Below are 25,663 nucleotides of genomic sequence, written 5' to 3'. Positions count from 1 at the left end.
GCCTGCTCCTATCGTGCCGCGTAGAGATGAAAAACCGCCGCCCCGCCCTCGGCAAGCGGATGCGTGTCGGTCGTCACCCGGTAACCGCGCGCCATCAGCCCGGAGGCGATCTCCTCCAGCTTCGGCCGGCCCAGATGCACCTCGACCATCAACTGGCGGATGCGCGGCCAGTCGGCCTCGTCGATGCCGGCCAGCACCTCCTCCTCGGCGCCTTCCGTATCGATCTTCAGAAGATCGATCGCTTCTACAGCGTAGGCCGCCATCTGCGACGAGACCGTGTCGATGCGCGCCCGCACCCGCTCCACCCGAAGCAGCGTATCGAGAAAGCCGTCCGTCTGCGCCAGTTCGCCCGCGCCGGTCCGCTCGATCACCGCGCGCACCGCCTCGCCGGCGTTGCCGGTCAGAAGGTGGCGGATGCCGCCGGCCATCCGCTCGCCGACATCGCTATGCGCCGTCGACAGGGCCGCAACGCCGGGAAAATAGTCGAACTCCACCTCCCCGGCCGCGGCGCCGAGACCGAGCGGCACGGCAACGGCCTGAGCCCCGGCGGCCTCGAGGTTCCGCTCCAGCGCGGCGAAGACCTGCGGCACGGGTTCGAAGGCGAAGACACGCGCGGACGGCCCCTGCTGCAGCGTGTAGAGCGAGAACAGGCCGATATTCGCCCCGACATCGAAAACCGTGCCGTCCTGCGGCAGGCTCAGGCCATGCACTGCAAGATCCTGGGAAAAGATCTCGTGCACCGCGAAATCAACCTCGTAAGGGTTGATGCAGGCGATTTCCCGGCCGTCGGGCAGATGGGCAGTCTTCAAGGTCACGGGGGCCGTCCGTCCACGAAGGGGAATCACGACGTGCCTCAAGGGGTTGACGTCGGCAGCGAGTGTTCCCCATGTGAAAACAGGGGTCAAGGAACGATCCCGGACATGGTTCCCGCCAAGGCCCCCGCATGAAACTCCGCGCCATCAGCGACCTGCATCTTGCCAGCCCGGCCAACCGCGAGGCCCTGGTCGCGCTGCCGGACTATCCCGACGACTGGCTGATTCTCGCCGGCGATGTCGGCGAGCGGTTCGAGCACATGCGGCTCGCCTTCACCGAGTTGACGCGCCGCTTCGCGCGGGTGTTCTGGGTTCCGGGCAATCACGACCTGTGGGCGATCCCGGAAGAGGCCGGCCTGCCGGCGCTGGTCGGCGAGGAGCGCTACCGCCGCCTCGTCGAGACGGCGCGCGCGCACGGCGTCGTCACGCCGGAGGACCCGTACCAGATCTGGACCGGCGACGGTGGCCCCTGCGCCATCGCGCCGCTGTTTCTGCTCTACGACTACAGTTTCCGCCCGGCATATGTCAGCCGCGACGGCGTCGTCGGCTGGGCGCGCGAAATGGGCTCGGTCTGCGCCGACGAGATGTTCCTCAATCCCGCCCCCTTCGCCTCGCGCGAGGATTGGTGCGCGGAGCGCCTGCGGCACACGGAGGCGCGGCTGGCCGCCCTGCCCCCGAACATGCCGACGGTGCTGATCAACCATTATCCGCTGCGCGAGGACCTCATCCACATTCCGCGTGCGCCGCGCTTCACGCCCTGGTGCGGAACGCGGGCGACCGCCGACTGGCACCGGCGGTTCAACGCGCGCGCCGTGGTCTCCGGTCATCTGCATGTGCGGCGCACCGACTGGCGCGACGGCACGCGCTTCGAGGAAGTCTCGCTCGGCTATCCGCGCCAGTGGGACCAGTCGCGCGGCATGGCCGCCTATATCCGCGAGGTGCTGCCCGGTCCCGATCAGGTCGAGGACGAGTTCGCCGCGCCGAGGTTCCGCAAGTAGTCGAGCGGCGCCTCGCCGATCTCCATCGACAGCCGTTCTGGATGCGGGTGTCGCACGCCGACCGCCAACTTGTGGCGGTCCGTCGGCCGCAGGTGCCGGAAACGCCAGAGCGCCGCGTCGTCCGCCTCGATGTCGTCGAAACGGATCACCGGCGGCTCCAGAGTGAAGGCGAAGGCATCGAGCGGCTGCGACAGCCCCTTGCCGATGGCCTTCACATAGGCTTCCTTCAGCGTCCAGAAGGTGAGGAAGATCTCGGTCTTGCGCTCGCTCGGCGTTGCGGCCAGCAGCGCGCGCTCGTCGGCGGCGAAGACGCGCTTGGCCAGTTGGTCGACGTCGTTGACCCGCTGCAGCCACTCCACATCGACGCCGACATCGTTGTCGACCGTCAAGGCGACGGCCGCCAGTTCGCGCGTGTGCGAAAGGTTGACCCGGAGCCGCGGCAGGCCGGGCGGCGGCGTCACCTCCGGCTTGCCGTGATCACCGGCGGTGAAGCGCCAGTCGCGCGCGGGCAAGCCGGTCCACCAGGTCAGGAGGCCGCGCGTCAGCGCATGAGCGGCGATATAGACGTCCCGGTCGCGGTCGAAGTGGAAGCGGGTCGAGCGCTCCAGCTCGCTGTCTTCCAGCAGGCTTTCCAGCATCTGCCAGTCGTCCTCGCGAATGCTCTTCAGGTCCAGCCACCAGACGGTGACGTGATCGACGCCCGCCTCGAGCTTGTCGCGAAAGGGCGGGCCGTGCGAGATAGATCCCTCCTGCTTCGCACCGCCCTGCCAGGATTGCTGCATGCCGCCTGCTCCCAAGTCCCTGCCGCTCGTCTTCTGCTTCGCCGGCCAGGGCTCCCAGTATTACCACATGGCCGCCGACCTTCTTGCCGAAGAACCGGTGTTCAGGCAATGGATGGAAATCGGCGACGCCATCGTGCGCGACCGGCACGGCATCTCGCCGCTTGCCGAGGTCCATGCGAGCGGACGGCGCGCCAGCGAGCCGTTCGATCGGCTGGAGCACACCCATCCGGCGATCTTCATGACCCAGTTCGCCATGGCCAAGCTGCTGCAGCACAAGGGGATCCGCCCCGACATGCTGCTGGGCGTCAGCCTCGGGGAATTCGCCGCCATGAGCGTTGCCGGGATGGTGCCGTTCGAAACGGCCCTTGCCGCCGTCGCTCGCCAGCCGCGCCTGTTCCTGGAAAGCTGCACGCCCGGCGCACTGATCGCCGTGCTCGGCCCGCCGTCCTTGCGCGAGAGCGAGCCCCGTCTCGGCGCCTTGAGCGAGCTTGCCGGCATCAATGCCGAACGCCACCACGTCCTGGCGATGCCGGGCGAGAACGTCGCCGAGGTGGAGGCGATCCTCGCCCGGCTCGATGCGCCGTTCCAGCGCCTGCCGGTGCCGTTTGCCTTTCACTCGAGCTGGATCGAGCCGGCGCGGGCGGCCGTCGTCGGCGATGCGGCGGCCGAGCGGCTGGAAAGCCCGTTCTGGCCGGTCTGGTCGGCCTGCCTCAGTGCGCCGGTGAAGCCCGGCGTTCCGGATCTCGCCTGGCGGATCGTCCGCGAGCCGATGCGGCTCGGTGCCAGCGTTGCGGCCATCGAGGCGCAGGGCGGCGCCCATTACGTCGACCTCAGCGCCACGGGCAGCCTTGCGGCCATCATCCGGCAGGACCTCGACGAGGCGTCGCCCTCGCGCATCAGCGCGGTGCTGTCGCCCTTCGGCGGTAACCTGCGGCGCCTCGCCAAACTGTTGGAAACGGCCTGAGCTGTTGATCGCTCAGGCGGCCTTGCGCCGCGCTGCGAGCTCCAGCACTGCCCCGACCGCGACCGGGTAGCCCTGCGCCCCCAGCCCTGCGATGACGGCGGTCGCCGTGCGCGAGACCAGCGAGCGGTGATAGATCTCCTCGCGCCGGTGGATGTTGGAGATGTGCAGCTCGATGAGCGGCCCGGGAAACATCTTCAGCGCATCGAGGATGGCGATGGAGGTGAAGGTGAAGGCCGCCGGATTGATGACGATGCCCGCCGCCTCCCGGTCGATTGCCTCGTGGACCCAGTCGATGATCTCGTACTCGCGGTTGGACTGGCGAAACTCCAGCGGATGGCCGCCGGCCGCCTCGCGGCACATCGCCTCGACCTCGGCGAGCGTGGTGCGGCCGTAGATTTCAGGCTCGCGCGTGCCGAGGCGGTTCAGGTTGGGACCATTGAGAACGTAGATCGGTGCAGACATGGGTTCAGCCCTGGTATCCGAAGAGGCGTGGCAGGAAGAGGACGAGATCGGGGAAGAGCGTGATCAGCCCCAGCGCGAAGAGCAGCGCGTAGAGGAACGGCATCACCTCGCGCACCAGCGAGCCGAGGCTTACCTTGCCGATATTGGTCATGATGAAGAGCAGCAGGCCGTAGGGCGGCGTGATCAGGCCGATCATGATGTTGACGACGCTGACGATGCCGAAATGCACCAGGTCGATACCGAGCGCCTTTGCGGTGGGGATCAGCACCGGCAGCACGATCAGGATGATCGTCGTGCCCTCCAGCAGGCAGCCGAGCAGCAGCAGCAGGATGTTGACGAGGATCAGGAAGGCGAGCGGCGACAGGTCCAGGCCCTGGATGAACACGGTCAGGGTGCGCGGGATGTTCTCGACGGTCACCACATAGTTGAAAACCAGCGCGCCGGCGATCAGCATGCCGATGGAGGCAGTGGTGCGGGCGCTCGACAGGACCGAGCGATAGGCGCTGGCGGGCGTCACCGAACGGTAGACCAGCGCCGAGATCAGGAACGCATAGGCGGCGGCGATGGCGGCGGCTTCCGTGGGCGTCGTCATGCCGGAATAGATGCCGCCGAGCAGCACCACCGGCATCATCAAGGCCGGCAACGCCTTGACGGTGATGCCGGGGATCTCGCGCAAGGGGACCGGCGTTTCCACCGGAAAGGCACGGCGGCGCGCCGTCAGCACCACCAGCAGCATCAATGTGCCGCCCATCAGCAGACCGGGAACCATGCCGCCGAGGAACAGGTAGCCGATGGAGGCATCGGAGACGAGCGCGTAGAGCACCACGGGGATCGACGGCGGAATGATCGGCCCGATCACGGAGGTCGCGGCGGTGAGCGCGGCGGCAAAGCTCGCCGGGTAGCGCCCGCCCTCGGTCATCATCTTCTGCATCATCTTGCCGACGCCGGCCGCATCGGCGATGGCCGAGCCCGACATGCCGGCGAAGATGATCGACTGGATGACGTTGACCTGCGCCAGGCCGCCGCGGAACCGGCCGACCAGCGCGTTGCAGAAGTCGAGCAGGCGCAGCGTCATCGAGCCGGAATTCATGATCTCGGCCGAGAGGATGAACAGCGGCACGGCAAGCAGCACGTAGCTGGTGTACATGCCGTTCAGCAGCTGCTCGGCCGCCGTGCCCATGTCGAGGCCGGCGAGATAGAGATAGAGGATCGAGCCGGCGATCATCGAATGGCCGATGGGCAGCCCGAGCAGGGCAAGCCCGAGGATCGTGACGATGCAGGCGCCAAAGGGATCGATCACGCCTGCCCCTCCGACGTCGGCGCGGCGCCGCCGCTGTCGCCATTGCCGCTGCCTTTGCCGCCCCCTGCCAGGATGCGCCAGAGGATCCACAGGTAGCGGACGAGCACGGCAACCGCGAAGATCACATAGATCGAGAACAGATAGTCGAAGCGGATCTTCAGATAGGCGGTCGACTGCACCTTCATGAAGGTCACGTAGTCGACGACGGCGGGCAGCGACAACAGGTAGAGCCCGATCAGGGCGAGGGCGCCAACGGCCGTCATGATCCGCCGCGCCCGCGGCCCGACGCCCGACTGCAGCAGGTCGAAACGGATCTCCTCATCCTCCCGCAGGACGAAGGCCGCGCCCCACAGAACCAGCCACAGCCACATCACCACGGTCAGTTCCGAGGTCCAGCCGGTCGGCAGGTTGAGAAGGTAGCGGAAGGCGATCTGCAACAGGAAGGCGATGAACATCACCGCCAGCATCAAGGCGAGCAGGTTCTCCGCGCGGCGATACAGGAAGCGGCCGATCTGGGCGATCCGCATGCGAGCCTCCGGACTGTTCGGGGCGAGGTCGACGGCGCGGCACACAGGCAAGGGGAGGACACGTGCCCTCCCCCGCAGCACCGGTCAAAGTGCGTTGATACGATCGATCAGGCCCTCGGGCCAGTCCTTCGCAAGGTCGGACTCCAGATACATCTTCTGAGCATGAGCGCGGAAGGCGTCGACATCGGGCGTGTTGATCTGCAGGCCCTGCTCCTTGAAGAAGGCAACAAGCTCCTCTTCCCGCTTGAGATGCTCCGCCGTGCTCCAGGCGATGGCCGCATCGGCGGATTCCTGTACCTTCGCCTGCTGTTCGGGCGACAGGGCATTCCAGGTGTCGAGCGAGATGGTCAAGAGGTCGTAGCCGACCAGATGCGAGGTCAGAACGATCTGCGACATCACTTCGTAGAACTTCATGTTCTGAACATTCGGCAGCGGGTTGTCCTGGCCGTCGATGGCGCCGGTCTGCAGGCCGGTATAGACCTCGGCATAGGCCATCGCGGTCGGGTTGGCGCCGAGCGCCTGACCGAGGAACTGCCAGGCCTCGCCCGGCGGCATGCGCAGCTTGATACCCGCCATGTCGGCCGGCGTCTCGATCTTCTTGTCGCTCTTCAGGCCGACCTGCCGGGAGCCGAAATAGGTCGGGCCGAGGATCTTCACCTTCAGACGGTCCTCGACCATCTGCGACATCTCCTTGCCGACATCGCTGGCGAAGAAGGTGCGCAGGTGATCCGCGTCGCGGAAGAGATAGGCCGAGGTCAGCGCCGACCATTCGGGGATCTGGTTGGAAATGTCCTGGGGCGCGATGTTGCCCATCTCCAGGTTGCCGCGCTGCAGGGCGACGAGCTCGGTGCCCTGCTTGAACAGCGTACCGCCGTAATAGCCCTGGTAATCGAAGCCTTCGCCGATGCCTTCGGCGAAGCGTTGCATCATCCCGGCCCGGATGTCCTGGTCCGAGAAGACGGCGGAAAAGCGAAGCTGGACCTTGTCCTGGGCCGTCGCTGTGGTGGCGGCAAACCCGGCAATCGCCAGCGCAGTGCCGGCCGCGATCAGCGACCGTCGTGTCAAAGTGAACATGGCACTCCTCCCAAGCCATTTTTTTTGACGGCGGCCCGCGTCGCCGGCCCGTCGTACGGGAGTCATGCCACTAGAGGGACCTCGCATCAATAGGCAATTGCAAAAATATATGACATTTTCGATTACATCATTTCTCGCTTCGAGCTGAGAAATGCGTTTTCCTGTCGAGCGGGACCCGCTTGCGACCGCCGAATCCTGCGCAGCCGCACGCCATGCCGTTGCTGCCCTGTCCTGCGAAGAAGCAAGCTCGTTGCCATGCAGACGATCCGACATTATCACGATCCTATGAAACACGACGCTTCCGCCAACGACGGCGACCAGACCCAGACGATCGGCGAGAACGCCTATCGCCGGATCCGCACCGACATCATCTTCGGCCGCCTGGCTCCCGGCCAGAAGCTCAAACTCGACCGGCTGCGCGATGCCTATGGCGCCAGCATCAGCACCCTGCGCGAGATCCTGAACCGCCTGTCGTCGGAAAGCCTCGTCGTCGCGGAAGGCCAGCGGGGTTTCGAAGTCGCCCCCGTTTCGGCCGAAAACCTCAAGCAAATCGCGGAGTTGCGCCTGCTTCTGGAAAGCCATGCGCTGACCCTGTCCTTTGCCGCCGGCGACATGGAATGGGAAGGCCGGGTGGTCGCGGCGCATCACAAGCTGGCAACGCTGGAGCAGCGGATGCAGGGCGGCGACCGCAGCCAGACCGAGGTCTGGAAGCGCTACGACTGGGAGTTCCACCAGGCGCTGATCTCCGCCTGCGGCTCGGCCGTGCTGATGGAGACCCATGCCGGCGTTTTCGACAAATACCTGCGCTACCAGATGATCGCCCTCTCCTTCCGCGGCGAGATCGCCGCCGAGGAGCACCGGATCTTGCGCGAATGCGCCATTTCCCGCGATGCCGAGCAGGCCCGGGCCGTGCTGGTCCGCCATGTGGAGGGCGGCGTCGAACACGCGCTGGCGACCGGAACGATCCGATAGACTCAACACACGAAATTGAAAATATCCGATAAAAATAAAAACACTCGTTGATAGCTCGCCCGCCAGCGACTACCCTCCGGCCATTCGTCATGGACAGCGCCAGAGGGAAGCATCATGGCCGTCATCAGGCTCGGCCTCATCGGCGACAACATCGCCCGCTCGCATTCGCCCCGCCTGCATGTGGAGGCAGGGCGGCTCTGCGGGCTCGATGTGACCTATGAGCGGCTGATCCCGCGCGATCTCGGGCATCCCTTCGACGAGGTCTTCCGGCGCTGCGCCGAGGAGGGCTATCGAGGCATCAACATCACCTATCCGTACAAGGAGCAGGTGGTGGCGCAGCTTTTCGTCCCCGACGCCCGAATCCGCGCCATCGGCGCCTGCAACACGGTGCTGTTCGGACGAGGGCGGCCGGAGGGGCACAATACGGACCATTCCGGCTTCATCTCGGCCTTCCGCGCCGGGTTCGGAGCCGCTTCTCCCGGCCGCGTCGCGATGATCGGCGCCGGCGGGGTGGGCAAGGCCATCGCCTTCGCACTCTCCACGCTGGGTGCCGAGGACCTGCGGATCTTCGACCGGGACACGGCCCGCGCGGCAGCCCTTGCCCGCACCTTGCAGGAGGGCGGCATCCTGCCCGGCGCACGCCACGTGGAGACGGCGGAAGAGGCGGCGGAGGGAGCCGACGGCTTCCTCAACTGCACCCCTGTCGGCATGACCGGCAATCCGGGAAGCCCCATCGACACGGGCCTGATGCGCGGCGCGTCCTGGGCGTTCGACGCGGTCTACACGCCCATCGACACGGACTTCCTGAGGGGTGCGGAGGCGGCTGGAGCGACGATCATCAGCGGCTACGAGTTGTTCTTCCACCAGGGCATCGACGCGTTCCGCCACTTCACCGGCGCCGAAGTCGACCCGGTTGCCCTGCGCGCCGCGCTGGCCGACCACGAGGCCGTTCCGGTCGCCGTCAGCGCCCGGCCATGATGTCGCGCAGGAAGTCGATGAAGCGCGGATTGGTGCCGTAGGCGACGTTGATGCGGATTGCCGCGCGGCCGCGCCCTGCCCGTTCGGGCGCCGAGCGGTCGGGCGTGAAGACGCTGCCCGGCGCCAGGAAGATGCTGCGCTCCGCCGCCTTGCGGCAGAGGTCCATCTCGTCGATGCCTTCGGGAAACTCCGTCCACAGATAAAAGCCCGGCGTCACGCTGGCGCGCACCGTCAGCCCCAGCGCTTCCAGTTGCACCAGCGAGGCTTTGTGCGCCTCCTCCACCCGCGCCCGCAGCCGACGCAGGTGCCTCAGATAGTGGCCGTCCTGGATCAGCTTGAAGACGAACCGCTCGACATAGTCGGAGGTTGCGACCGTCGTCAGCATCTTGAGATTGCCGAGCGAGGAGATGATCGACGGGTGGCCGGCGACGAAGCCGCAGCGCAGGCTCGCCGACAAGGTCTTCGAAAAGGTGCCGACATAGAGCACCCGGTTGAGCTGGTCGAGCGCAGCAAGGCGCGGCAGCGTCGCCGGCAGGATGTCGCCGAGCACATCGTTTTCCACCAGCAGGAAGCCCCAGCGCTCGGCAAGGCGCATCAACCCGAAGGCCACCGCCGGCGACAGCGAACCGCCGGTCGGATTGTGGGCCAGCGACTGGGTGAAGAAGATCTTCGGCCGGTGGATCGCAAGCTTCGCGGCAAGGTCGTCCAGGTCCGGGCCGTCGTGCAGGCGACGGATGCCGACCATCTTCGCCTTGGCCAGCGTCAGCTTGCCGAACAGCGGATAGTAGCCGGGATCGTCGACGAAGACCGTGTCGCCGGGCTCGATCAGGTGGCGGATGATCAGGTCGACGCCGTGATTGACCCCGTGGGTGAGCAGCAATCCGTCCGGCTGCACCGCGATGGCCCGCTCCATCAGCAGGACGCGCAGGCGCTCGCGCAAGGGCGCATAACCCCAGGAACTGCCGTAGCCGAAGTCGACGGAGGCGGGACCCGCCGCCTTGAACACCGAGAAATAGCGCTTGAGCTCCGAGCCCTCCATCCAGAAGGGCGGCGGGCGGCCGTCGCCGGGGCGCACCTCGTAATGCTGGTCGAGCTGTTCGCGCAGCAGCGACACCACGTCGACGGCGGCGGCCACATGGGCGGCCGGCGGCACTTGGCGCGGCGGCTGGAACTGGGCGACGTAATATCCGGAGCCGGCCCGGGATTCGAGCAGGCCCCGCGCCACCAGCCGGTCATAGGCCTCGGCCATGGTGTTCTTGGAAACGCCGTGCTCGCGTGCGGCCTGGCGCACGGACGGCAGCCGCTCGCCCGCCTTGTAGGCACCGGCAGACAGCAACCCGCTGACATGCTGGACGATCGTGTCTGCTCTCGAAAGCCTCGGCATGCTGCGTTTCCCGGATATTGTCCCAGTCGATTTACTGGGACAGTCATCGCAAAATTGACAGGAACTGTCCCTTGATTGTCCCAGTCATTCTTAGGACAGTTTGGAGATATAACAAACCGACTATCCGGGAGGATGCACATGAAGGATGTTTCCAGACGCCGTTTCCTGGCCGCTTCCGCCATTGGCGGCGGCGTGCTTGCCATGCCCGCGGTCGCCCGCGCGCAGGAAGCCGTCGAGTGGCGCATGCAGGCGCTGTGGGACGGCGGCACCACGCCGTTCGAGTTCGAGAAGGCCTTCGTCGCCCGCGTTGCGGAGCTGACCGACGGCAAGTTCGACATCAAGCTGTTTTCGGCCGGCCAGCTCGTCCCGGCGGCACAGGCGTTCGACGCCGTGCGCAGCGGCGCCTTCCAGATGATGAAGACCTTCGACGGTTACGAGGCCGGCAAGATTCCGTCCTTCGCCTTCACCTCCACCATTCCGTTCGGCTTCCCGAACCCGGACCAGTACGAGGCGTGGTTCTACGAGCTCGGCGGTCTCGACATGGCGCGCGAAGCCTATGGCAAGGCGGGCCTGTTCTACATCGCCCCGACCGTCTACGGCGAGGAGCCGATGCACTCGACCGTCAAGATCGAGAGCATTGCCGACATGGCCGGCAAGAAGGGCCGTTTCGTCGGCCTTGCCTCCGCCGTGATGGGCGACCTCGGCGTTGCCGTGACGCCGATGGCGACCGCCGACGTCTATTCGGGCCTGGAGAAGGGCCTGATCGACTTTGCCGACCGCGGCGACCTGACCGCCAACTTCGAGGCGGGTCTCGGCGAAGTGGCCAAGTTCATCATCCTGCCCGGCGTGCACCAGCCGACCACCGCTACCAGCTACGTGGCCAACACGGCCGCCTACGACGCGCTGCCGGCCTCGTTCAAGGCGGCCCTGGCGGTCGCGGCCCGCGAGATCTCCGGCTCGCTGCGCCAGCGCATCATCGTCCAGGACACCATCGTCCTCGACAAGTATCGCGAGCAAGGCGTCGAGATCATCCAGCTCGACCCGGCCGACATCGCCGAAGCGCGCAGCAAGGCCGTGGAGTCGTGGAACAAGGCGACCAAGGGTGACGCGCTCGCCACCCGAATCGTCGAGAGCCAGACCGCCTTCATGCAGTCTCTGGGGCTTCTCTGAGCCCTTCCTCCCCGGCGGGCGGCGCGCTTGCGTCGCCCGCCGTTTGCTGCGTCCTGCCTGACCCACAGCAGACGGTCACCGACAGCAGGCTTTCTCCATGAACCTACTCTTCAACGTCGTCACCGGGCTCAACCGGATCCTCTTCGGCATTGCCGCACTCGCGATCTTCGCCGTGGTGCCGATGCTGCTCTACGAGGTGGTGGCCCGCTACGCCTTCAACGCCCCGACCGTCTGGGCGATGGAGGCGAGCACGCTCCTGTTCGGGCCGCATTTCATGCTGGCCGGACCATACCTGTTGCACCTGCGCGGGCATGTCGCCGTCGACATCGTCTCCGAGCACGCCTCCCCGCGCACCCGACAGGCTCTTGAAATCTTCGGCTTTCTGGTGATCGCCGTCTTCGCCGCCGTCCTCGGCTGGGTGAGCTGGCCGCTGGCGCTCAACGCCTTCCAGCTCGGCGAGACCAGCTTCTCCGCCTGGAACCCGCCGATCTGGTGGATCAAGTTCATCGTGCCCTTCGCCTTCCTGATGCTGTTCGCCCAGGCGCTCGTGGAAGCGGCCATGGCGCTGCGCACGCCGCCGCCCGCGGCCACCGCCAAGGAGGCCCGCCCGTGAGCTCCGAACTCGTCCTCCTGGTGATGTTCAGCGGCCTGGTCGGCCTGTTGCTCACCGGCCTGCCGCTCGCCTTCGTTCTCGGCTCGCTGGCGCTGTTCTTTACGGTCGTCCTGTGGGGCCCCTCGGCCCTTACCGTGACGGTGCTGAACCTCTACGACACGATGCGGTCGGAATCGCTGCTGGCGATCCCGCTCTACGTGATGATGGCCAGCGTGCTGCAGCGCTCCGGCGTGATCGAAAGCCTCTACAAGGCGATGGAGATCTGGTCGCGGCGCCTGCCGGGCGGCCTTGCCGTCGGCACCGTCGCCATCTGCACGATCATCGCCGCGATGACCGGCATCGTCGGCGCGGCCGTCGCGGCCATGGGCATGCTGGCCCTGCCGTCGATGCTGAAGCGCGGCTACCAGCCGGAACTGGCCATCGGCACGATCTGCGCCGGCGGCACGCTCGGCATCCTGATCCCGCCGTCGGTGATCACCATCGTCTACGCGGTGACGGCGCAGGCCTCCATCGGCCAGATGTTCATTGCCGGCGTGGTGCCGGGCCTGCTGCTGGCCTCGCTCTATATCGGCTACATCGTGCTGCGCTCGGCGCTGAACCCGTCGATCGCCCCGCGCCAGACCGACGGCGACGACATCACCTGGGCCATGCGGATCGGCGCGCTGAAGTCGCTGATCCTGCCGATGCTGATCATCGTCGGCGTGCTCGGCACGATCTACATGGGCATCGCCACCCCGACCGAGGCCGCCGCCGTCGGCGTCGCGCTCGCCTTCGTCTCCGCGCTGATCGAGCGGCGCTTCAACGGCGAGCTGCTGACCGGCGTCGCCCTCGACGTGGTCAAGGTGACGACGATGATCCTGTGGATCACCATCGGCGCGCGCGCCTTCGTGGCGATCTTCACCGGCACGGGCGGGGCCGACTTCCTGCTCGGCTTCATCCAGGACCTCGACGCCAATCGCTGGGTGGTGCTGGTGGTGATGCTGGCGATCCTGTTCTTCCTGGGCATGTTCCTGGACGAGATCGGCATCATCCTGCTGTGCGTGCCCGTGTTCCTGCCGGTCATCGACTTTCTCGATTTCGACCGGCTGTGGTTCGGCATCCTGTTTCTCGTGTCGGCGCAGATGGCCTATATCTCGCCGCCCTTCGGCTACACGCTTTTCTACATGAAGGGGGTGCTGCCCGCCGGCATCGGCATGGGTACGGTCTACCGCGCCATCATCCCTTTCATGCTCCTCCAGGCCCTCGGCATCCTGATCTGCGCCATGTTCCCCGAACTGGTGCTGTGGCTGCCGCGATCCATGATCCAGTAAGAACTCACCCAGGACAGGACTGACCATGAGCGACGCTCGATCCTCCCGTATCGAAGGTCTTCACAAGATGACGCCGACTGAGCGCCTGCAGGCGGTCGCCGCCAAGGCGGGTCTCGGCAACGAGGCGATCGCCAGCCTCGCCCAGGCGGCGGAAGGGCGGATCGAGCTCGCCGACCGGCTGGTGGAGAACGCGATCTCCAGCATCGCCATTCCCATCGGCGTCGCGACCAACATGATCGTCGACGGCCGCGAAGTGCTGGTGCCGATGGCGACGGAGGAGTCCTCCGTGATCGCCGCCGTGTGCAACGCGGCCAAGCGCTGCCGGCCGACGGGCGGTTTCTTCACCTCCTCGTCCGGCCCGGTGATGGCCGCGCAGATCCAGCTGCTGGGTGCCAGCGACCCCGAGCAGGTGCGCCTCAAGGTCTATGAGCGGCTGGACGAGATCCGGACCATCTGCAACGAGACCGACCCGCTGCTGGTCAAGTTCGGCGGCGGTTTCCGCGACATCGAGGTGCGGGTGATCGAGACGGCCGAAGGGCCGATGACCATCGTCCACATCATCGTCGACACGCGCGACGCGATGGGCGCCAACGCGGTCAACAGCATGGCCGAGGCGCTGGCGCCGCGGCTGGTGGAGTGGACCGGCGCCCGCAGCCTGCTGCGGATCCTGACCAATCTGGCCGACCGCCGCGTGGTGCGCGCCCGCGCCGTGTGGCCGCTGGAGGAGATCGGCGGCGAACAGGTCCGCGACGACATGATCTCGGCCTACCATTTCGCCGATGCGGACCCCTACCGCGCCGCGACCCACAACAAGGGAATCATGAACGGCGTCAGTGCGGTAGTGCTGGCCACCGGCAACGACACCCGCGCCATCGAGGCCGGCGCCCATTCCTTCGTCGCGCGCAACGGCCATTACGGCTCGATGTCGCGCTGGGAGGAGGACGCGGACGGCAATCTGGTCGGCATCCTGGAAATGCCGATGGCCGTCGGCCTGATCGGCGGCGCCACCAAGATCCATCCGACTGCGCAGGCCTGCCTCAAGCTGCTGGGCGTCGAGACCGCCGACCAGCTGGCGCGGATCATCGTCTCCATCGGCCTCGCCCAGAACTTCGCCGCGATGCGGGCGCTGGCGACCACCGGCATCCAGAAGGGCCACATGGCGCTGCACGCCCAGAACGTTGCCCTGCTGGTGGGCGCGGTCGGGGACGAGATCGACCAGGTGGCGAGCGAACTCAAGGCGCTCGGCAAGGTTCGCCAGGACGTCGCCGAGGAGATCCTGGCGCGGCTTCGCGCCGGCAAGTAAGCCGCGCGGGGCAAGGAGAGCAAAATGGGCGAGCGCGTTCAGATCGTCGAAGTCGGCCCGCGCGACGGGCTGCAGGCCCGCAAGGAGCCCATCGCGACGGCGGCGCGCATCGGCCTCGTCGAGCATCTGCGCCGGGCCGGCGCAAGGCGCATCGAGGTCGGCTCGTTCGTCTCGCCCAAGGCCGTGCCGCGGATGGCCGACACCGCCGAGGTGATGGCCGCGACCGGCTCGCGCGAGCGGGACGGCGACATGGTGCTGGTCGCCAACGAACGCGGCCTCGACCAGGCGATCGAGCACGGCGCCCGCTCGGTCGCCGTGTTCACCGCCGCAAGCGACGCGTTTGCGGAAAAGAACATCGGCTGCACCGTTGCCGAGTCGCTCGCCCGCTTCCGCCCGCTCGTCGAAAAGGCGAGGAATTCCGGGCTTTTCGTGCGCGGCTACGTCTCGACGATCACCGACTGCCCCTATGCGGGGCGGGTCGTCCCGGCGGCGGTGGCGGAGGTGTCGCGGGCGCTGAAGGACATGGGCTGCGGCGAGATTTCGCTCGGCGAGACGCTGGGCAAGGCGACGCCGGCGCGCATCGCCGCGGTCGTCGAGGCGGTGGCCGAACACGTTCCTGTCGCAGAGCTCGCCGCGCATTTTCACGACACCTACGGTATGGGCATCGCCAATGTCGCCGAGGCCCTGCGGCTCGGAATTCGGACCGTCGATGCGGCGGCCGGCGGGCTCGGCGGCTGCCCCTTCGCGCCGGGAGCGGCCGGAAACGTTGCGACCGAGGACGTGCTCTACCTGCTCCTAGGCGATTGTTACGACTGCGAAATCTCGATGGAACCGCTGCTCGACGCGGTCGCCTTCATCGAGCACGAGATGGGCATCCGCCCGACCAGCCGGGTCTACAAGGCGCTGCGCGGCAGCGGCGTCTGAGGCGCCGAAAACCGGTGTAACGGCCGTCTCGAAAATTGAGACGGATTTTGCAAAATCCTGTCTCGAAATCGCTCGAAATTGGGAATCTCGTCTCGAAATCGGCAATCGCCGAGGCGGTGGAGACAGCGGGTCGGCGCTGGCGAAAAGACCGGCGGAACGGGACGGCGCGCGGGCACTTGTCCCCGCCCACTCCCCATCTGGCGGCCTCCGGCCGAGGGATTCGCCCGGCACCGCCCCGCGCGCGGCGAGACTCTCGAGATATACCCGGGCGCCGTGCCGACTTGTCCCCGCCCGGCGTTTCCCGATATCCCCGCGCCCGTTTGAAGATATCCCCGGACCTGACGGCGTGTGCGGCCTCCATGGTCGCCGCCGGCAGCGCCGCTCGCTGGCCACGAGGCCGGCGAGGCTGGCCGGCGGCCGGCCCGCGCAGGCGCAGATGGCGGGCGCCGCGCGGCTTGTGTGCCGGCGCGTTCGCCCCTACCGTTTGCACGACGATCCTGCGTTCATCCATCGATCCGGTCCGGCGGCATGTTTTCCTGGCATGAGCAGCTGCGCTCGAAAGGCAGCGTCGAGCCCCTGGTGGGGGCGGCCATCGGCGTCGGCATGACCGCCGAGGCGGCCGAGCGGGGCGGTGCGGACTTCCTGCTGGCGCTGAATGCCGGCCGTTACCGGGTGATGGGCGCGACCTCCATCGCCGCCATGCTGCCGCTGGACAATGCCAACCGCTTCACCGACCATTTCGCCCGGCGAGAGATCCTCGACCGGGTCGGCGTGCCGGTGTTCTTCGGTGCCTCCGCCTTCGACCCGAGGCTCGACCTGCGTGCCTTCGTCGCAGAGCTCGCCGCCGCCGGCTATCACGGCATCGCCAATTTCCCGACCAGCATCCATTACGACGGGCGCTTCCGGCGGGCGCTGGAGGAAGCGGGCCTGGGCTACGCGCGCGAGGTCGAACTGCTCAGGGAAGCGAAGCACCAAGGCCTCGCGACCTTCGGCTATGCCAAGAGCCGCAAGGAGATCCAGCAGCTGCTGCAGACCGGCGTCGACATCCTGTGCCTGAATTTCGGCTGGAACGCCGGCGGCACGCGGGCGCTGGCGCAGGCCTTCACGCTGGAGGAGGCGGCCGACCGGGCCCGGCGCATCTTTTCCGAGGTGCGGCAGGAGAGCCCGCAGACGATCTGCGTGGTCGAGGGCGGGCCGATCGTCAGCCCGGACGACATGTACCGGGTGTGCCGGGACGCGCGCGCCGACGGCTATGTCGGCGGCTCGACGCTCGACCGCATGCCGCTGGAAATCTCGGTGATGCAGAAGACCTCGGCGTTCAAGGCCTTCAGCGTGCTGCAGCAGGCGGATGCGGCGCAGTCGCGCGAGACGATGCGCGCGGCACGGCTGACCGGGATTGCCGGCCAGTCGAAGGCCGTCGCCCGGCTGCTGGAGCAGGTGGTGAAGCTCGCCGGCACCAACCTGCCGATCCTGATCGTCGGCGAAAAGGGCCTGGGGCGCACCACCCTCGCCCGCAGCCTGCATGCGCTGGCCAATCGCAAGGGCGGCTTGAGCGTGCTGAACGGCGCCGACCGCGAGGTGCCGCCGGCCGAGATGCTGTTCGGCGCGGAGGCGGATTTCGGCCGGGTGCGCCGCAACGGCGCGCTCGACGCGCGCGAGGCGACGGTGGTGGTGGAGAATGCCGGCGCGCTGGACGAGGCGGCCCAGCAGCACATCCTGTCCTGGCTGGAGCGCGGCGAGACCGAGCGCGTCGGCGGCACCCGCAGCCATACACCGCAAGGCCGGCTGGTGCTGATCGCGGCGCCTGAGGATCTCGCGGACGGCCGGCTGGCGGAGGCCCTCGCCGCGCGGCTGCAGCCGGGGCGCATCGACGTTCAGCCGCTGCGCGACCGGCCCGAGGACATTCCCGCCCATGCGCGCGCCTATCTGGAGGCCATCGGCGAGGCGCGGCAGCTCGGGCCGCTGGAGATTTCGGCCGACGGCTACCGGGTGCTCTTCGCCCACGACTGGCAGGAGAACACGCGGGAACTGCGCCGCGTCGTCGAACAGGCGGCGGTGATGAACGAGGGACGGGTGATCGGCTCGCAGGTCTTGCGGGCGGTGATCGAGGCCTCGGACGGGGCGCAAGGCGCGACGACGCCGCTCGCCGAAAAGGACTGGATCCTCGACGCGCTGCGCCGCCACCGCTTCCGCCGCGGCGAGACGGCGACCTTTCTCGGCATCTCGCGCAAGACGCTCTACAACAAGATGCGACGCGCCGGCCTGCTGGATTGAGAACCGCTCAGTCGGCGTTCCAGGCAAGCCCGTCGGCCAGCGCCTCCGCCTGGTCGAGCTCGTTGCCGAAGCCATGCGGGCGATAGACCAGAAGCGGCGTGTCGCACTGGTCGCGCAAGGTCGGGATCATGTGGGCGATGGCAAGGCTGGAGGCGGCCCGCTCGCGCCAGTCGGCAAGCGCGAGACCCGGATGCAGCACCAGCCGCGAAGGGCCGTGGCGCAGCATGGCGCGGGCGCTGTCGAGCGAGGCGGCGAAGGCGACGGTCTCGAAGCCGGCCTCGGCGAAGGCGGCCAGCACCGCGATCTCGCGCGCGACGCCCGCCCCGGCGCTGTCGAAGACGCGCGCCGTCTCGCCGTCGATGAGCTGTACCGTCGGATAGTTGGCGACCGCGGTGACACCGGCGGCGGACAGTGCCAGCGTCATGTCGCGCAGGCGCAGGAACGGATCGACCAGCATCAGGCCGGCAATCGTCCGCCCGCCCCGAGGCGCCGGGGCCCCTGGCCGCAGCACCTCCAGCATGGCGGCATTGACGTCGCCCACCGGCAGGACGCCGGCAAGCTCGCGATGGGCCGGCGCGACCTCGTCCATGAAGGGCGCGAGCAGGACGTCTCCCTCTAACGCCCCGGCCGGCGGGCGGGCCAGGATCGGCAGTTTCAACGGCATGATCGCTGACCCATCTTACCCATTCTTACCCAAAATCATCGAAATATGCTTCTGGCACGGATCTTCCTCTCTTGTAAATATCCTCGGCAGAACGGGAGGTTTTGGGAGGAGCCGGAACTTTCCCTCACAAGAAACAAAAACTTTGGGCGGAAGATCGACGATCTTTCGCGCGGGAGGGATTTTTGTCGCTTCAGTTCATGATCACGGTGACGTTGAACGGCCTGACGCTGGCCGCTCTCTACTTCATCGTCGCCAGCGGTTTCTCTCTGATATTCGGCCTGATGCGCACGGTAAACATGGCGCATGGCTCGCTCTACATGATCGGCGCCTATGTCGGGTTCGCCGTCTTCGACAGCCTCTACGCCTCCAACGCCACGGCCGGCTATGCCTGGTATGCCGGGCTGCTGGCCGGCGTCGCCGCCGCAGCGGTGGCCGGCGTCGTCATGCAGGTCGTGTTCCTCGGCTGGATGCAGGGACAGGAACTGCGGCAGGCGCTGGTGACCATCGGCCTGTCGATCATCATAGCCGACCAGTTGCTGGCGCATTTCGGCGGCAATCCGTTCCAGTTCTTCGCGCCCGACGCGCTGTTCGGCCCGACGCCGGTGCCGGTGATCGGCCGCTACTCGACCTTCCGCCTGTTCCAGATCGGCCTTGCGCTGGCCGTCGGCGTCGGGCTGTGGCTGCTGCTCAACAAGACGCGGCTCGGCATCATGGTGCGGGCCGGCGTCGACGACCGGCAGATGCTGGCCGCCTGCGGCGTCAACGTGCCGCTGATCGCGGTGGCGACCTTCGCGCTCGGCGCGGGGCTCGCGGGCCTCGGCGGCGTCATCGGCGCCACCGCCCAGCCGGTCGCGCTCGGGGTCGACGTCAAGTTCCTGCTGACCTCGCTGGTCGTGGTGATCGTCGGCGGCATGGGTTCCATCGGCGGCACGGCCATCGGCGCGATCCTGATCGGCGTCGCCGAGCAATGGGGCCAGGCGCTGTTTCCGACCTATTCGGTCATCCTGACCTTCGCGATCATGGTCGCCGTGCTGGCGGTCCGCCCGCAGGGCCTGCTCGGGAGGACCGGCCGATGAGCCTGATGTCCCGCAGCCACTGGACCCTCACCGCGCTGGTGCTGGCGATTCTCGTCTCGATGCCGCTGCTGCTGCCCGACTTCTGGCTGAGCGGCATTCTCGGCCGCTCGCTGATCTACGGCATCGTGGCGCTGTCGATCACCTTCCTGGCGAGCTATGGCGGCTTCATCTCGCTGGCCCAGACGATGCTCGCCGGCATCGCCGGCTACACGGTGGCGATCCTGGCGCCGACGGCGATCCCGGCCAGCCAGAGCGCCGTCAGCTACTGGCTCGCCATGCCGCTGGCCGTGCTGGCCGCGACCCTCGCCGGCGCCGTGGTCGGGCTGATCGCGATCCGCACCCGCGACATCTACCTGCTGATGATCACCCTGGCGCTGGCGGTCGGCTTCAGCCTGTTCGCCCAGTCCAACATCGACTGGTTCAACGGCTACGAGGGCATCCGCAATGTCGTCGGGCCGGAGCTCTTCGGCCAGCCGTTCCGCGCCCATACGGTGTTCTATTACGTGTCGCTGACGCTCGCCGCGCTGCTCTATCTCATGGTGCTCTATGTGGTGCGCACGCCGTTCGGCCTGGTGCTGCAGGGCATCCGCGACAACCCGCGCCGGGTGGCGGCGCTCGGCTTCGACGTCGCCGTCCACCGGATCGCCGCCTTCGCCATGGCGGGCTTCATCGCCGGCTGCGGCGGCGTGCTGATCACCTTCTACAATATCGGCATCACGCCCGGCTCCATCGGCATGACGGCGACGGTCAACGTACTGGTGATGTCGGTCATCGGCGGGCTGGGGCATCCGGTCGGGGCGTTCATCGGCGCGGTGATCTTCACGCTGATCGATACGTTCGCCGCCACGATCTACGACCGCGACCGCTTCAACACGCTGATCGGCCTCGTCTTCCTCGGCATCGTCGTGGCCTCGCCCGACGGCGTGCTGGGGCTCGGCAAGCGCCTGGCCGGCCGGGGCAAGCGCAAGGACGCGGGAGACGGCGGCACGCCGCACTGAGGAATTCCTGCGGCAGCCCGGCTCCGGCGCCGCAGGCAGACACCGGCCGCAAGGCCGGCACCACCGGAGCCCGGCCGCGGAGGAGAAACGGCCGAGAAGACCAAGCCGGAAATACCACAAGGGGAGAAGACCATGCTCAGGAAGAAACTGGCACTGAAGACCGCGACGGCGCTGGCCGCCGGCCTGTTCGCACTGGCGGGGATCGGTGCCGCCGCCGCGCAGGACGTCATCAGGCTCGGCTCGATCACCACGCTGGAGGGCCCCTTCGCCACCGGCGGCCAGGACGCCTACCGCGCCATGGAAATGGCGCTGGAGGAGGTCGACTACACGATCGACGGCAAGAAGATCGAGTGGATCCGCGAATCCTCCAACGCCCAGGCCGACGTGGCGCTGGCCCGCGCCCGCAAGCTGATCGAGCAGGACAATGTCGACATCATCGTCGGCCCGCTGTCGGGCGCGGAAGGCATCGCGCTGCGCGACTACTCGCGCACGCTGGAGGGCAAGACCATCGTCAACGGCTCGTCGGGCGCCGCCGACACGACCTTGCGCGATGCGTCGCCGAACTTCTTCCGCTTCAGCACGGAAGGCACCCAGTGGATGGCCGGCCTCGGCAACCACGTCTACAACGACATGAAGGTCGAACACGTCGCGCTGGTCGCCGCCGACTACGCCTTCCCCTATGCGCAGGCGATGGGCTTCATGCTCGAATATTGCGAGGCGGGCGGCGCGGTGACCAAGCTGTGGTCGCCGCTCAACACCACCGACTTCGGCTCGATCATCGCCAACATCCCGAGCGATGCCGGCGCCATCGTGCTGATCCAGGGCGGCACCGACGCCCTCGCCTTCCTGACGCAGTACGCCGAGGCCGGCGGCGACCTGCCGATCATCGGCGGCTCGATCACCGCCGACCAGACGCTGCTCAGCGCCCGCGGCCCGCACCAGCGGCTGATGGAGGGCATGCTGGCGGCCGGCCCGATCGCCGATCTCAACGAGGATCCGATGTGGGTCGAATGGGTCGCCGCCTATCGCGAGCGCTTCCCCGACGGCTTCGACTCGCCCTCGATCCATGCCTTCAACTACTACACCAACACCAAGGCGGTGCTGCTGGCGCTGGACGAGGTGGACGGCGACCTGTCGGACGGCCAGAAGGCCTTCCAGGAGGCGCTGGCCAAGGTCGAGTTCAAGAACCCGATGGGGGCGAATGTCCGGCTCGACGAGAACCGGCAGGCGATCTCCGACATCTTCCTGACCCGGATCGTCGACGACGGCGGCACGCTGCGGACTGAGGCCTTCGGCAAGACCGAGGGCGTGACCCAGACGATGGGCATGGACCGGGAGGCGTTCCTGGCGCTCGGCGCACCCTCGCGCGACAATCCGGACTGCCCGCCGGCCAACTGAGGCCCCTCCCGAGCTGCCTCCTCCCGCCTGCTGCGGGAGGAGGCTCCCTTTCGAGACCAACAGGCAAAGACACCAGATGCTGGACACGACGACACGCAAGGGCCGGACGGAGGCGGCGGCGCCGACGGATGCCGCGACCCCTGCCCTGGTGACGGAAAACGTCGCCCGCAGCTTCGGCGCGCTCAAGGCCGTCAGCAATGTGTCGATCACCATCGCGCCGGGCGAGAGGCGCGCGATCCTCGGCCCCAACGGGGCCGGCAAGACCACGCTGTTCAACACGATCTGCGGCGACCATCCGCCGACCGCCGGGCGCATCCTGCTGTTCGGCGAGGACATCACCCACCTGCAGCCGCACAGGCGCGCGCGGCTGGGCATCGGCCGCACGTACCAGAGCTCGCTGCTGTTCACCGGGCTGAGCGTGCTGGAGAACCTCTATCTCGCCGTGCGCGGGGCGATGCCCGGGCGCCTGTCGCTATGGAAGGCGGGGCATGGCGACCCGGCGCTGGCCAAGGCCCGGCGCCTGGCCGAGCAGGTGCGCGTCGACACCATCGCCGGGGCGCGCATCGATTCCATCTCGCACGGCCAGCGCCGGCAGGTGGAGGTGGGCATGGCGCTCGCCTCCGATCCGCGGCTCCTGATGCTGGACGAGCCGGCGGCGGGCCTTTCGGCGGCAGAGCGGCCGGAGCTGGTCAAGTTGATCCGCGACCTGCCGCGCGAACTGACCCTGATCCTGATCGAGCACGACATGGATGTCGCCCTGCCCAACTCGGACAAGGTCACGGTGATGAAGGACGGCGAGGTGGTGGTGGAAAGCACGCCCGACCGCATCGCCGACGATCCGCTGGTGCAGGCGATCTATCTTGGAGGCGAACACTGATGGGCGGCCGTCTGGAGATCGACGACCTGCATGTGAATTTCGGCCAGGCGGTGATCCTGCAGGGCGTGACGCTGTCGCTCGACCGGGCGCCGCTGTCGCTGGTCGGGCGCAACGGCATGGGCAAGTCGACCCTGTGCCACGCGATCATGGGCATGGTGGCCGCAAAGAAAGGCTCGGTGACGCTGGACGGGCGGCCGCTGCTGGGCCTCGGCCCCAGCCGGGTGGCGCGCGGCGGGATCGCCCTGGTGCCGCAGGGGCGGCGGATGTTCCCTTCCCTTTCGGTGCACGAGCACCTCTTGCTGGTGGCCGGGCGGACCAGGGGCGCCTGGACGGTGGAGCGGGTCTACGAGACCTTCCCGCGCCTTGCCGAACGGCGCCGCAACGGCGGCAACCAGCTTTCGGGCGGCGAGCAGCAGATGCTGGCGATCTCGCGGGCGCTCCTGATGAACCCGCGCATCGTCATCATGGACGAGCCCTCCGAAGGGCTGGCGCCGGTGATCGTCGACCACCTGATCGAGACGCTGCGCGCCATCGCCGCGGAAGGCATGGGCGTGCTGCTGGTGGAACAGAACATGCGGGTTGCGACCTCGGTCTCCGACCAGGTCGCGATCATGGTCACCGGCCGGATCGCCACGACCATGCCCGCGCGAGACCTGGAGGCCGACCGCGACGCCCAGCGCCGCTATCTCGGCGTCAGCCATGGACACTGAGAAGCGGGAGGCAGCTTGATGGGCAGGACGGTCTATGTTGTCGGCACCTGCGACACCAAGGCGGAGGAGCTGGCCTATGCGCGGTCGCTGATCCGGGCCGCCGGTGTCGATGCGGTGCTGGTGGACGTGGGAACCCGCGGCGAGACGGACGTGGCCGACGTGCCCGCCCGCGAGGTCGCCGCGCAGCATCCGGGCGGGGCGGATGCCGTGCTCGGCGGCACCGACCGGGGCGCGGCCGTCGGCGCGATGGCCGAGGCGCTGACGGTCTGGCTCACCGCCCGGCAGGACATCGGCGCGGTGCTCGGCCTCGGCGGGTCGGGCAACACGGCGCTGGTGACGCAGGCGATGCGGGCGCTGCCGGTCGGCGTGCCCAAGCTGATGGTCTCCACCGTCGCCTCCGGCAATGTGGCGCCCTATGTCGGACCGACCGACATCGCCATGATGTATTCGGTCACCGATGTCGCCGGGCTCAACGCCATCAGCCGGCAGATCATCGCCAATGCCGCCCATGCCGCCGCCGGCATGGCGCAGTGGCAGGCGCCGAAGGCGAGCGGCGACCGGCCGGGCGTCGGCATGACCATGTTCGGCGTCACCACGACCTGCGTCGACCAGCTGCGCCAGCGACTGGACGACACCTACGAGTGCTACGTCTTCCACGCCACCGGCACCGGCGGCCAGTCGATGGAGAAGCTGGCGGAGTCCGGCCTGCTCGCAGGGATGATCGACACCACCACGACCGAGGTTCCCGACCTTTTGATGGGCGGGGTGTTTCCCTGCACGCAGGACCGCTTCGGCGCGGTGGCGCGCACCCGCCTGCCCTATGTCGGCTCGGTCGGGGCGGTGGACATGGTGAATTTCGGCGCGCTGGAAACGGTTCCGGAGAAGTACCGGGACCGCAACCTCTATGTCCACAATCCGCAGGTGACGTTGATGCGCACCACGGCGCAGGAGAACGCGGCCATCGGCCGGTGGATTGCCGAACGGCTGAACCGCTGCGAGGGCGAGGTGCGCTTCCTGCTGCCGCTCGGCGGCGTCTCGGCCATCGACGCGCCCGGCATGCCCTTCCACGACCCGGAGGCCGATGCGGCGCTGTTCGCCGCCATCCGGGACACCTTCATCGCCACCCCCAAGCGCCAGTTGATCGAACTGCCCTTCAACATCAACGATCCGGCCTTCGCCGATGCGGCGGTCGCCGAATTCCGAAAGATCGCGTCATGAACGAAGCACCCACCCCCAAGACCTCCCCGCGCCCCGCCCGGCCGACGCGCCGCGAGCTTCTGGACCGGTTCCAGGACATGGCCCGGCGCCGGGTCCCGATCATCGGCGGCGGCGCCGGCACCGGCCTTTCGGCGAAATGCGAAGAGGCCGGCGGCATCGACCTGATCGTCATCTACAATTCCGGCCGCTATCGCATGGCCGGGCGCGGCTCGCTGGCCGGCGTGCTGGCCTACGGCAATGCCAACGAGATCGTGCTCGACATGGCGCGCGAGGTGCTGCCGGTGGTCGACCACACGCCGGTGCTGGCCGGCGTCAACGGCACCGATCCCTTCGTGATCATGCACGACCACCTCGACCGGCTGAAGGCGCTCGGTTTCGCCGGGGTGCAGAACTTCCCGACCGTCGGGCTGATCGACGGGATGTTCCGCCAGAACCTGGAGGAGACCGGCATGGGCTTCCACCACGAGGTGGAGATGATCCGGCTGGCCGCCGAAAAGGACCTGCTGACGACGCCCTATGTCTTCTCCTCGGAAGAAGCCATCGCGATGGCCGAGGCCGGCGCCGACATCCTGGTCGCCCATATGGGCCTGACCACCGGCGGCTCGATCGGCGCGGAGACCGCGCGCACCCTGGAGGACTGCGTGCGCGACATCGGCGCCTGGGCGCAGGCGGCGCGCAGCGTGCGTCCGGACATCCTGGTGATGTGCCATGGCGGGCCGATCGCCAACCCGGAGGACGCCGAATACGTGCTGCGCAACACGCCGGGCTGCAACGGCTTCTACGGCGCCAGCTCGATGGAGCGGTTGCCGGCGGAATCGGCACTGATCGACCAGACCCGGCGCTTCAAGCAACTCAACTTCTGATTGGGAGGACCA

25 protein-coding genes are annotated in these 25,663 nt (G+C 67.8%); 17 read left to right on the top strand and 8 right to left on the bottom strand.

The genetic code is table 11. The features are described 5' to 3' along the window. Positions 1-8: 8 nt before the first annotated feature. Complete coding sequence (locus MNI96_RS15925; RefSeq protein WP_249694744.1) at positions 9-815, bottom strand: FkbM family methyltransferase; 807 nt, start codon at positions 813-815, stop codon at positions 9-11. 128 nt (positions 816-943) lie between these two features. On the opposite strand from MNI96_RS15925, the gene MNI96_RS15920 reads away from it, so the two are divergent. Beyond that, the gene (locus tag MNI96_RS15920; RefSeq protein ID WP_249694743.1) at positions 944-1,810 is read left to right on the top strand and encodes a metallophosphoesterase family protein; all 867 of its coding nucleotides are present in this window, start codon (positions 944-946) and stop codon (positions 1,808-1,810) included. On the opposite strand, the gene MNI96_RS15915 is transcribed toward MNI96_RS15920, so the two are convergent. Further along, on the bottom strand, positions 1,768-2,592 hold the full coding sequence (locus MNI96_RS15915; RefSeq protein ID WP_249694742.1) for a 4'-phosphopantetheinyl transferase family protein: 825 nt from the start codon (positions 2,590-2,592) through the stop codon (positions 1,768-1,770). The genes MNI96_RS15920 and MNI96_RS15915 overlap by 43 nt on opposite strands. On the opposite strand from MNI96_RS15915, the gene MNI96_RS15910 reads away from it, so the two are divergent. Next, positions 2,591-3,556 carry an acyltransferase domain-containing protein gene (locus MNI96_RS15910; RefSeq protein ID WP_249694741.1) on the top strand — a complete coding sequence of 322 codons (966 nt, stop codon included), beginning with the start codon at positions 2,591-2,593 and terminating at the stop codon, positions 3,554-3,556. The genes MNI96_RS15915 and MNI96_RS15910 overlap by 2 nt on opposite strands. A 12-nt stretch (positions 3,557-3,568) precedes the next feature. On the opposite strand, the gene MNI96_RS15905 is transcribed toward MNI96_RS15910, so the two are convergent. From MNI96_RS15905 to MNI96_RS15890, 4 genes are all read right to left on the bottom strand, one after another. Then, on the bottom strand, positions 3,569-4,018 hold the full coding sequence (locus tag MNI96_RS15905; RefSeq protein WP_249694740.1) for a type II 3-dehydroquinate dehydratase: 450 nt from the start codon (positions 4,016-4,018) through the stop codon (positions 3,569-3,571). A gap of 4 nt (positions 4,019-4,022) precedes the next feature. Beyond that, entirely contained in the window at positions 4,023-5,315 is a 1,293-nt protein-coding gene (locus tag MNI96_RS15900; protein ID WP_249694824.1) for a TRAP transporter large permease, read from the bottom strand. Then, positions 5,315-5,845, bottom strand: coding sequence for a TRAP transporter small permease (locus MNI96_RS15895; RefSeq protein WP_249694738.1), 531 nt, complete (start codon positions 5,843-5,845; stop codon positions 5,315-5,317). The genes MNI96_RS15900 and MNI96_RS15895 overlap by 1 nt, the downstream gene beginning before the upstream one ends. 84 nt (positions 5,846-5,929) lie before the next feature. Beyond that, the gene (locus MNI96_RS15890; RefSeq protein ID WP_249694736.1) at positions 5,930-6,919 is read right to left on the bottom strand and encodes a sialic acid TRAP transporter substrate-binding protein SiaP; all 990 of its coding nucleotides are present in this window, start codon (positions 6,917-6,919) and stop codon (positions 5,930-5,932) included. Between the two features lie 285 nt (positions 6,920-7,204). On the opposite strand from MNI96_RS15890, the gene MNI96_RS15885 reads away from it, so the two are divergent. Both MNI96_RS15885 and MNI96_RS15880 read left to right on the top strand, forming a co-directional pair. Next, positions 7,205-7,891, top strand: coding sequence for a GntR family transcriptional regulator (locus tag MNI96_RS15885; RefSeq protein ID WP_249694734.1), 687 nt, complete (start codon positions 7,205-7,207; stop codon positions 7,889-7,891). Positions 7,892-8,005: 114 nt separating this feature from the next. Further along, entirely contained in the window at positions 8,006-8,869 is an 864-nt protein-coding gene (locus MNI96_RS15880) for a shikimate dehydrogenase family protein (protein ID WP_249694733.1), read from the top strand. Here the strand turns inward: MNI96_RS15880 and MNI96_RS15875 are convergent. Further along, positions 8,853-10,253, bottom strand: coding sequence for an aminotransferase-like domain-containing protein (locus MNI96_RS15875; RefSeq protein ID WP_249694731.1), 1,401 nt, complete (start codon positions 10,251-10,253; stop codon positions 8,853-8,855). The genes MNI96_RS15880 and MNI96_RS15875 overlap by 17 nt on opposite strands. 138 nt (positions 10,254-10,391) lie before the next feature. Between MNI96_RS15875 and dctP the strand changes: the two genes are divergently transcribed. The 6 genes from dctP (at position 10,392) to MNI96_RS15845 (ending at position 17,847) form a co-directional block, all read left to right on the top strand. Then, entirely contained in the window at positions 10,392-11,423 is a 1,032-nt protein-coding gene (gene dctP / locus MNI96_RS15870; RefSeq protein WP_249694729.1) for a TRAP transporter substrate-binding protein DctP, read from the top strand. A 97-nt stretch (positions 11,424-11,520) separates the two neighbouring features. After that, positions 11,521-12,036, top strand: coding sequence for a TRAP transporter small permease subunit (locus tag MNI96_RS15865; RefSeq protein ID WP_249694727.1), 516 nt, complete (start codon positions 11,521-11,523; stop codon positions 12,034-12,036). Further along, positions 12,033-13,346: a TRAP transporter large permease gene (locus tag MNI96_RS15860; RefSeq protein WP_249694725.1), complete on the top strand. Its 1,314-nt coding sequence runs from the start codon at positions 12,033-12,035 to the stop codon at positions 13,344-13,346. The genes MNI96_RS15865 and MNI96_RS15860 overlap by 4 nt, the downstream gene beginning before the upstream one ends. Positions 13,347-13,371: 25 nt before the next feature. Further along, positions 13,372-14,649, top strand: a complete 1,278-nt coding sequence (locus MNI96_RS15855) for a hydroxymethylglutaryl-CoA reductase, degradative (protein ID WP_249694723.1) — start codon at positions 13,372-13,374, stop codon at positions 14,647-14,649. A 24-nt stretch (positions 14,650-14,673) separates the two neighbouring features. Continuing rightward, positions 14,674-15,573, top strand: coding sequence for a hydroxymethylglutaryl-CoA lyase (locus MNI96_RS15850; RefSeq protein ID WP_249694721.1), 900 nt, complete (start codon positions 14,674-14,676; stop codon positions 15,571-15,573). Positions 15,574-16,101: 528 nt separating this feature from the next. After that, entirely contained in the window at positions 16,102-17,847 is a 1,746-nt protein-coding gene (locus MNI96_RS15845; RefSeq protein WP_249694720.1) for a phosphoenolpyruvate hydrolase family protein, read from the top strand. Positions 17,848-17,854: 7 nt separating this feature from the next. On the opposite strand, the gene MNI96_RS15840 is transcribed toward MNI96_RS15845, so the two are convergent. Beyond that, entirely contained in the window at positions 17,855-18,511 is a 657-nt protein-coding gene (locus MNI96_RS15840) for a phosphoenolpyruvate hydrolase family protein (protein ID WP_249694718.1), read from the bottom strand. A 182-nt stretch (positions 18,512-18,693) separates the two neighbouring features. Here MNI96_RS15840 and MNI96_RS15835 point away from each other — a divergent pair, with 182 nt between their 5' ends. From MNI96_RS15835 to MNI96_RS15805, 7 genes are all read left to right on the top strand, one after another. Further along, positions 18,694-19,587, top strand: coding sequence for a branched-chain amino acid ABC transporter permease (locus tag MNI96_RS15835; protein WP_249694716.1), 894 nt, complete (start codon positions 18,694-18,696; stop codon positions 19,585-19,587). Next, positions 19,584-20,585, top strand: a complete 1,002-nt coding sequence (locus MNI96_RS15830) for a branched-chain amino acid ABC transporter permease (RefSeq protein ID WP_249694715.1) — start codon at positions 19,584-19,586, stop codon at positions 20,583-20,585. Before MNI96_RS15835 ends, MNI96_RS15830 begins: the two co-directional genes overlap by 4 nt. Before the next feature lie 132 nt (positions 20,586-20,717). Next, complete coding sequence (locus MNI96_RS15825; protein WP_249694713.1) at positions 20,718-21,983, top strand: ABC transporter substrate-binding protein; 1,266 nt, start codon at positions 20,718-20,720, stop codon at positions 21,981-21,983. Positions 21,984-22,059: 76 nt separating this feature from the next. Further along, on the top strand, positions 22,060-22,860 hold the full coding sequence (locus MNI96_RS15820; protein ID WP_249694711.1) for an ABC transporter ATP-binding protein: 801 nt from the start codon (positions 22,060-22,062) through the stop codon (positions 22,858-22,860). Further along, positions 22,860-23,570, top strand: coding sequence for an ABC transporter ATP-binding protein (locus tag MNI96_RS15815; RefSeq protein ID WP_249694709.1), 711 nt, complete (start codon positions 22,860-22,862; stop codon positions 23,568-23,570). Before MNI96_RS15820 ends, MNI96_RS15815 begins: the two co-directional genes overlap by 1 nt. Positions 23,571-23,588: 18 nt before the next feature. Next, positions 23,589-24,788: a Tm-1-like ATP-binding domain-containing protein gene (locus MNI96_RS15810; RefSeq protein WP_249694707.1), complete on the top strand. Its 1,200-nt coding sequence runs from the start codon at positions 23,589-23,591 to the stop codon at positions 24,786-24,788. After that, entirely contained in the window at positions 24,785-25,651 is an 867-nt protein-coding gene (locus MNI96_RS15805) for a phosphoenolpyruvate hydrolase family protein (RefSeq protein ID WP_249694705.1), read from the top strand. Before MNI96_RS15810 ends, MNI96_RS15805 begins: the two co-directional genes overlap by 4 nt. Positions 25,652-25,663 lie beyond the last annotated feature (12 nt).

The organism is Stappia sp. WLB 29 (assembly GCF_023507705.1).
In the GTDB taxonomy this organism is placed as follows: domain Bacteria; phylum Pseudomonadota; class Alphaproteobacteria; order Rhizobiales; family Stappiaceae; genus Stappia.
This window is presented reverse-complemented; position numbering and strand designations above follow the sequence as displayed.

What these genes read in the sequence shown, in the direction of transcription:
- MNI96_RS15920 (WP_249694743.1), top strand. Translation starts at nt 944, where the DNA reads ATGAAACTCCGCGCCATCAGCGACCTGCATCTTGCCAGCCCGGCCAAC.
- MNI96_RS15910 (WP_249694741.1), top strand. Translation starts at nt 2,591, where the DNA reads ATGCCGCCTGCTCCCAAGTCCCTGCCGCTCGTCTTCTGCTTCGCCGGC.
- MNI96_RS15915 (WP_249694742.1), bottom strand. Translation starts at nt 2,592, where the DNA reads ATGCAGCAATCCTGGCAGGGCGGTGCGAAGCAGGAGGGATCTATCTCG.
- MNI96_RS15905 (WP_249694740.1), bottom strand. Translation starts at nt 4,018, where the DNA reads ATGTCTGCACCGATCTACGTTCTCAATGGTCCCAACCTGAACCGCCTC.
- MNI96_RS15895 (WP_249694738.1), bottom strand. Translation starts at nt 5,845, where the DNA reads ATGCGGATCGCCCAGATCGGCCGCTTCCTGTATCGCCGCGCGGAGAAC.
- MNI96_RS15890 (WP_249694736.1), bottom strand. Translation starts at nt 6,919, where the DNA reads ATGTTCACTTTGACACGACGGTCGCTGATCGCGGCCGGCACTGCGCTG.
- MNI96_RS15885 (WP_249694734.1), top strand. Translation starts at nt 7,205, where the DNA reads ATGAAACACGACGCTTCCGCCAACGACGGCGACCAGACCCAGACGATC.
- MNI96_RS15880 (WP_249694733.1), top strand. Translation starts at nt 8,006, where the DNA reads ATGGCCGTCATCAGGCTCGGCCTCATCGGCGACAACATCGCCCGCTCG.
- MNI96_RS15875 (WP_249694731.1), bottom strand. Translation starts at nt 10,253, where the DNA reads ATGCCGAGGCTTTCGAGAGCAGACACGATCGTCCAGCATGTCAGCGGG.
- dctP (WP_249694729.1), top strand. Translation starts at nt 10,392, where the DNA reads ATGAAGGATGTTTCCAGACGCCGTTTCCTGGCCGCTTCCGCCATTGGC.
- MNI96_RS15865 (WP_249694727.1), top strand. Translation starts at nt 11,521, where the DNA reads ATGAACCTACTCTTCAACGTCGTCACCGGGCTCAACCGGATCCTCTTC.
- MNI96_RS15855 (WP_249694723.1), top strand. Translation starts at nt 13,372, where the DNA reads ATGAGCGACGCTCGATCCTCCCGTATCGAAGGTCTTCACAAGATGACG.
- MNI96_RS15850 (WP_249694721.1), top strand. Translation starts at nt 14,674, where the DNA reads ATGGGCGAGCGCGTTCAGATCGTCGAAGTCGGCCCGCGCGACGGGCTG.
- MNI96_RS15845 (WP_249694720.1), top strand. Translation starts at nt 16,102, where the DNA reads ATGTTTTCCTGGCATGAGCAGCTGCGCTCGAAAGGCAGCGTCGAGCCC.
- MNI96_RS15840 (WP_249694718.1), bottom strand. Translation starts at nt 18,511, where the DNA reads ATGCCGTTGAAACTGCCGATCCTGGCCCGCCCGCCGGCCGGGGCGTTA.
- MNI96_RS15830 (WP_249694715.1), top strand. Translation starts at nt 19,584, where the DNA reads ATGAGCCTGATGTCCCGCAGCCACTGGACCCTCACCGCGCTGGTGCTG.
- MNI96_RS15825 (WP_249694713.1), top strand. Translation starts at nt 20,718, where the DNA reads ATGCTCAGGAAGAAACTGGCACTGAAGACCGCGACGGCGCTGGCCGCC.
- MNI96_RS15820 (WP_249694711.1), top strand. Translation starts at nt 22,060, where the DNA reads ATGCTGGACACGACGACACGCAAGGGCCGGACGGAGGCGGCGGCGCCG.
- MNI96_RS15815 (WP_249694709.1), top strand. Translation starts at nt 22,860, where the DNA reads ATGGGCGGCCGTCTGGAGATCGACGACCTGCATGTGAATTTCGGCCAG.
- MNI96_RS15810 (WP_249694707.1), top strand. Translation starts at nt 23,589, where the DNA reads ATGGGCAGGACGGTCTATGTTGTCGGCACCTGCGACACCAAGGCGGAG.
- MNI96_RS15805 (WP_249694705.1), top strand. Translation starts at nt 24,785, where the DNA reads ATGAACGAAGCACCCACCCCCAAGACCTCCCCGCGCCCCGCCCGGCCG.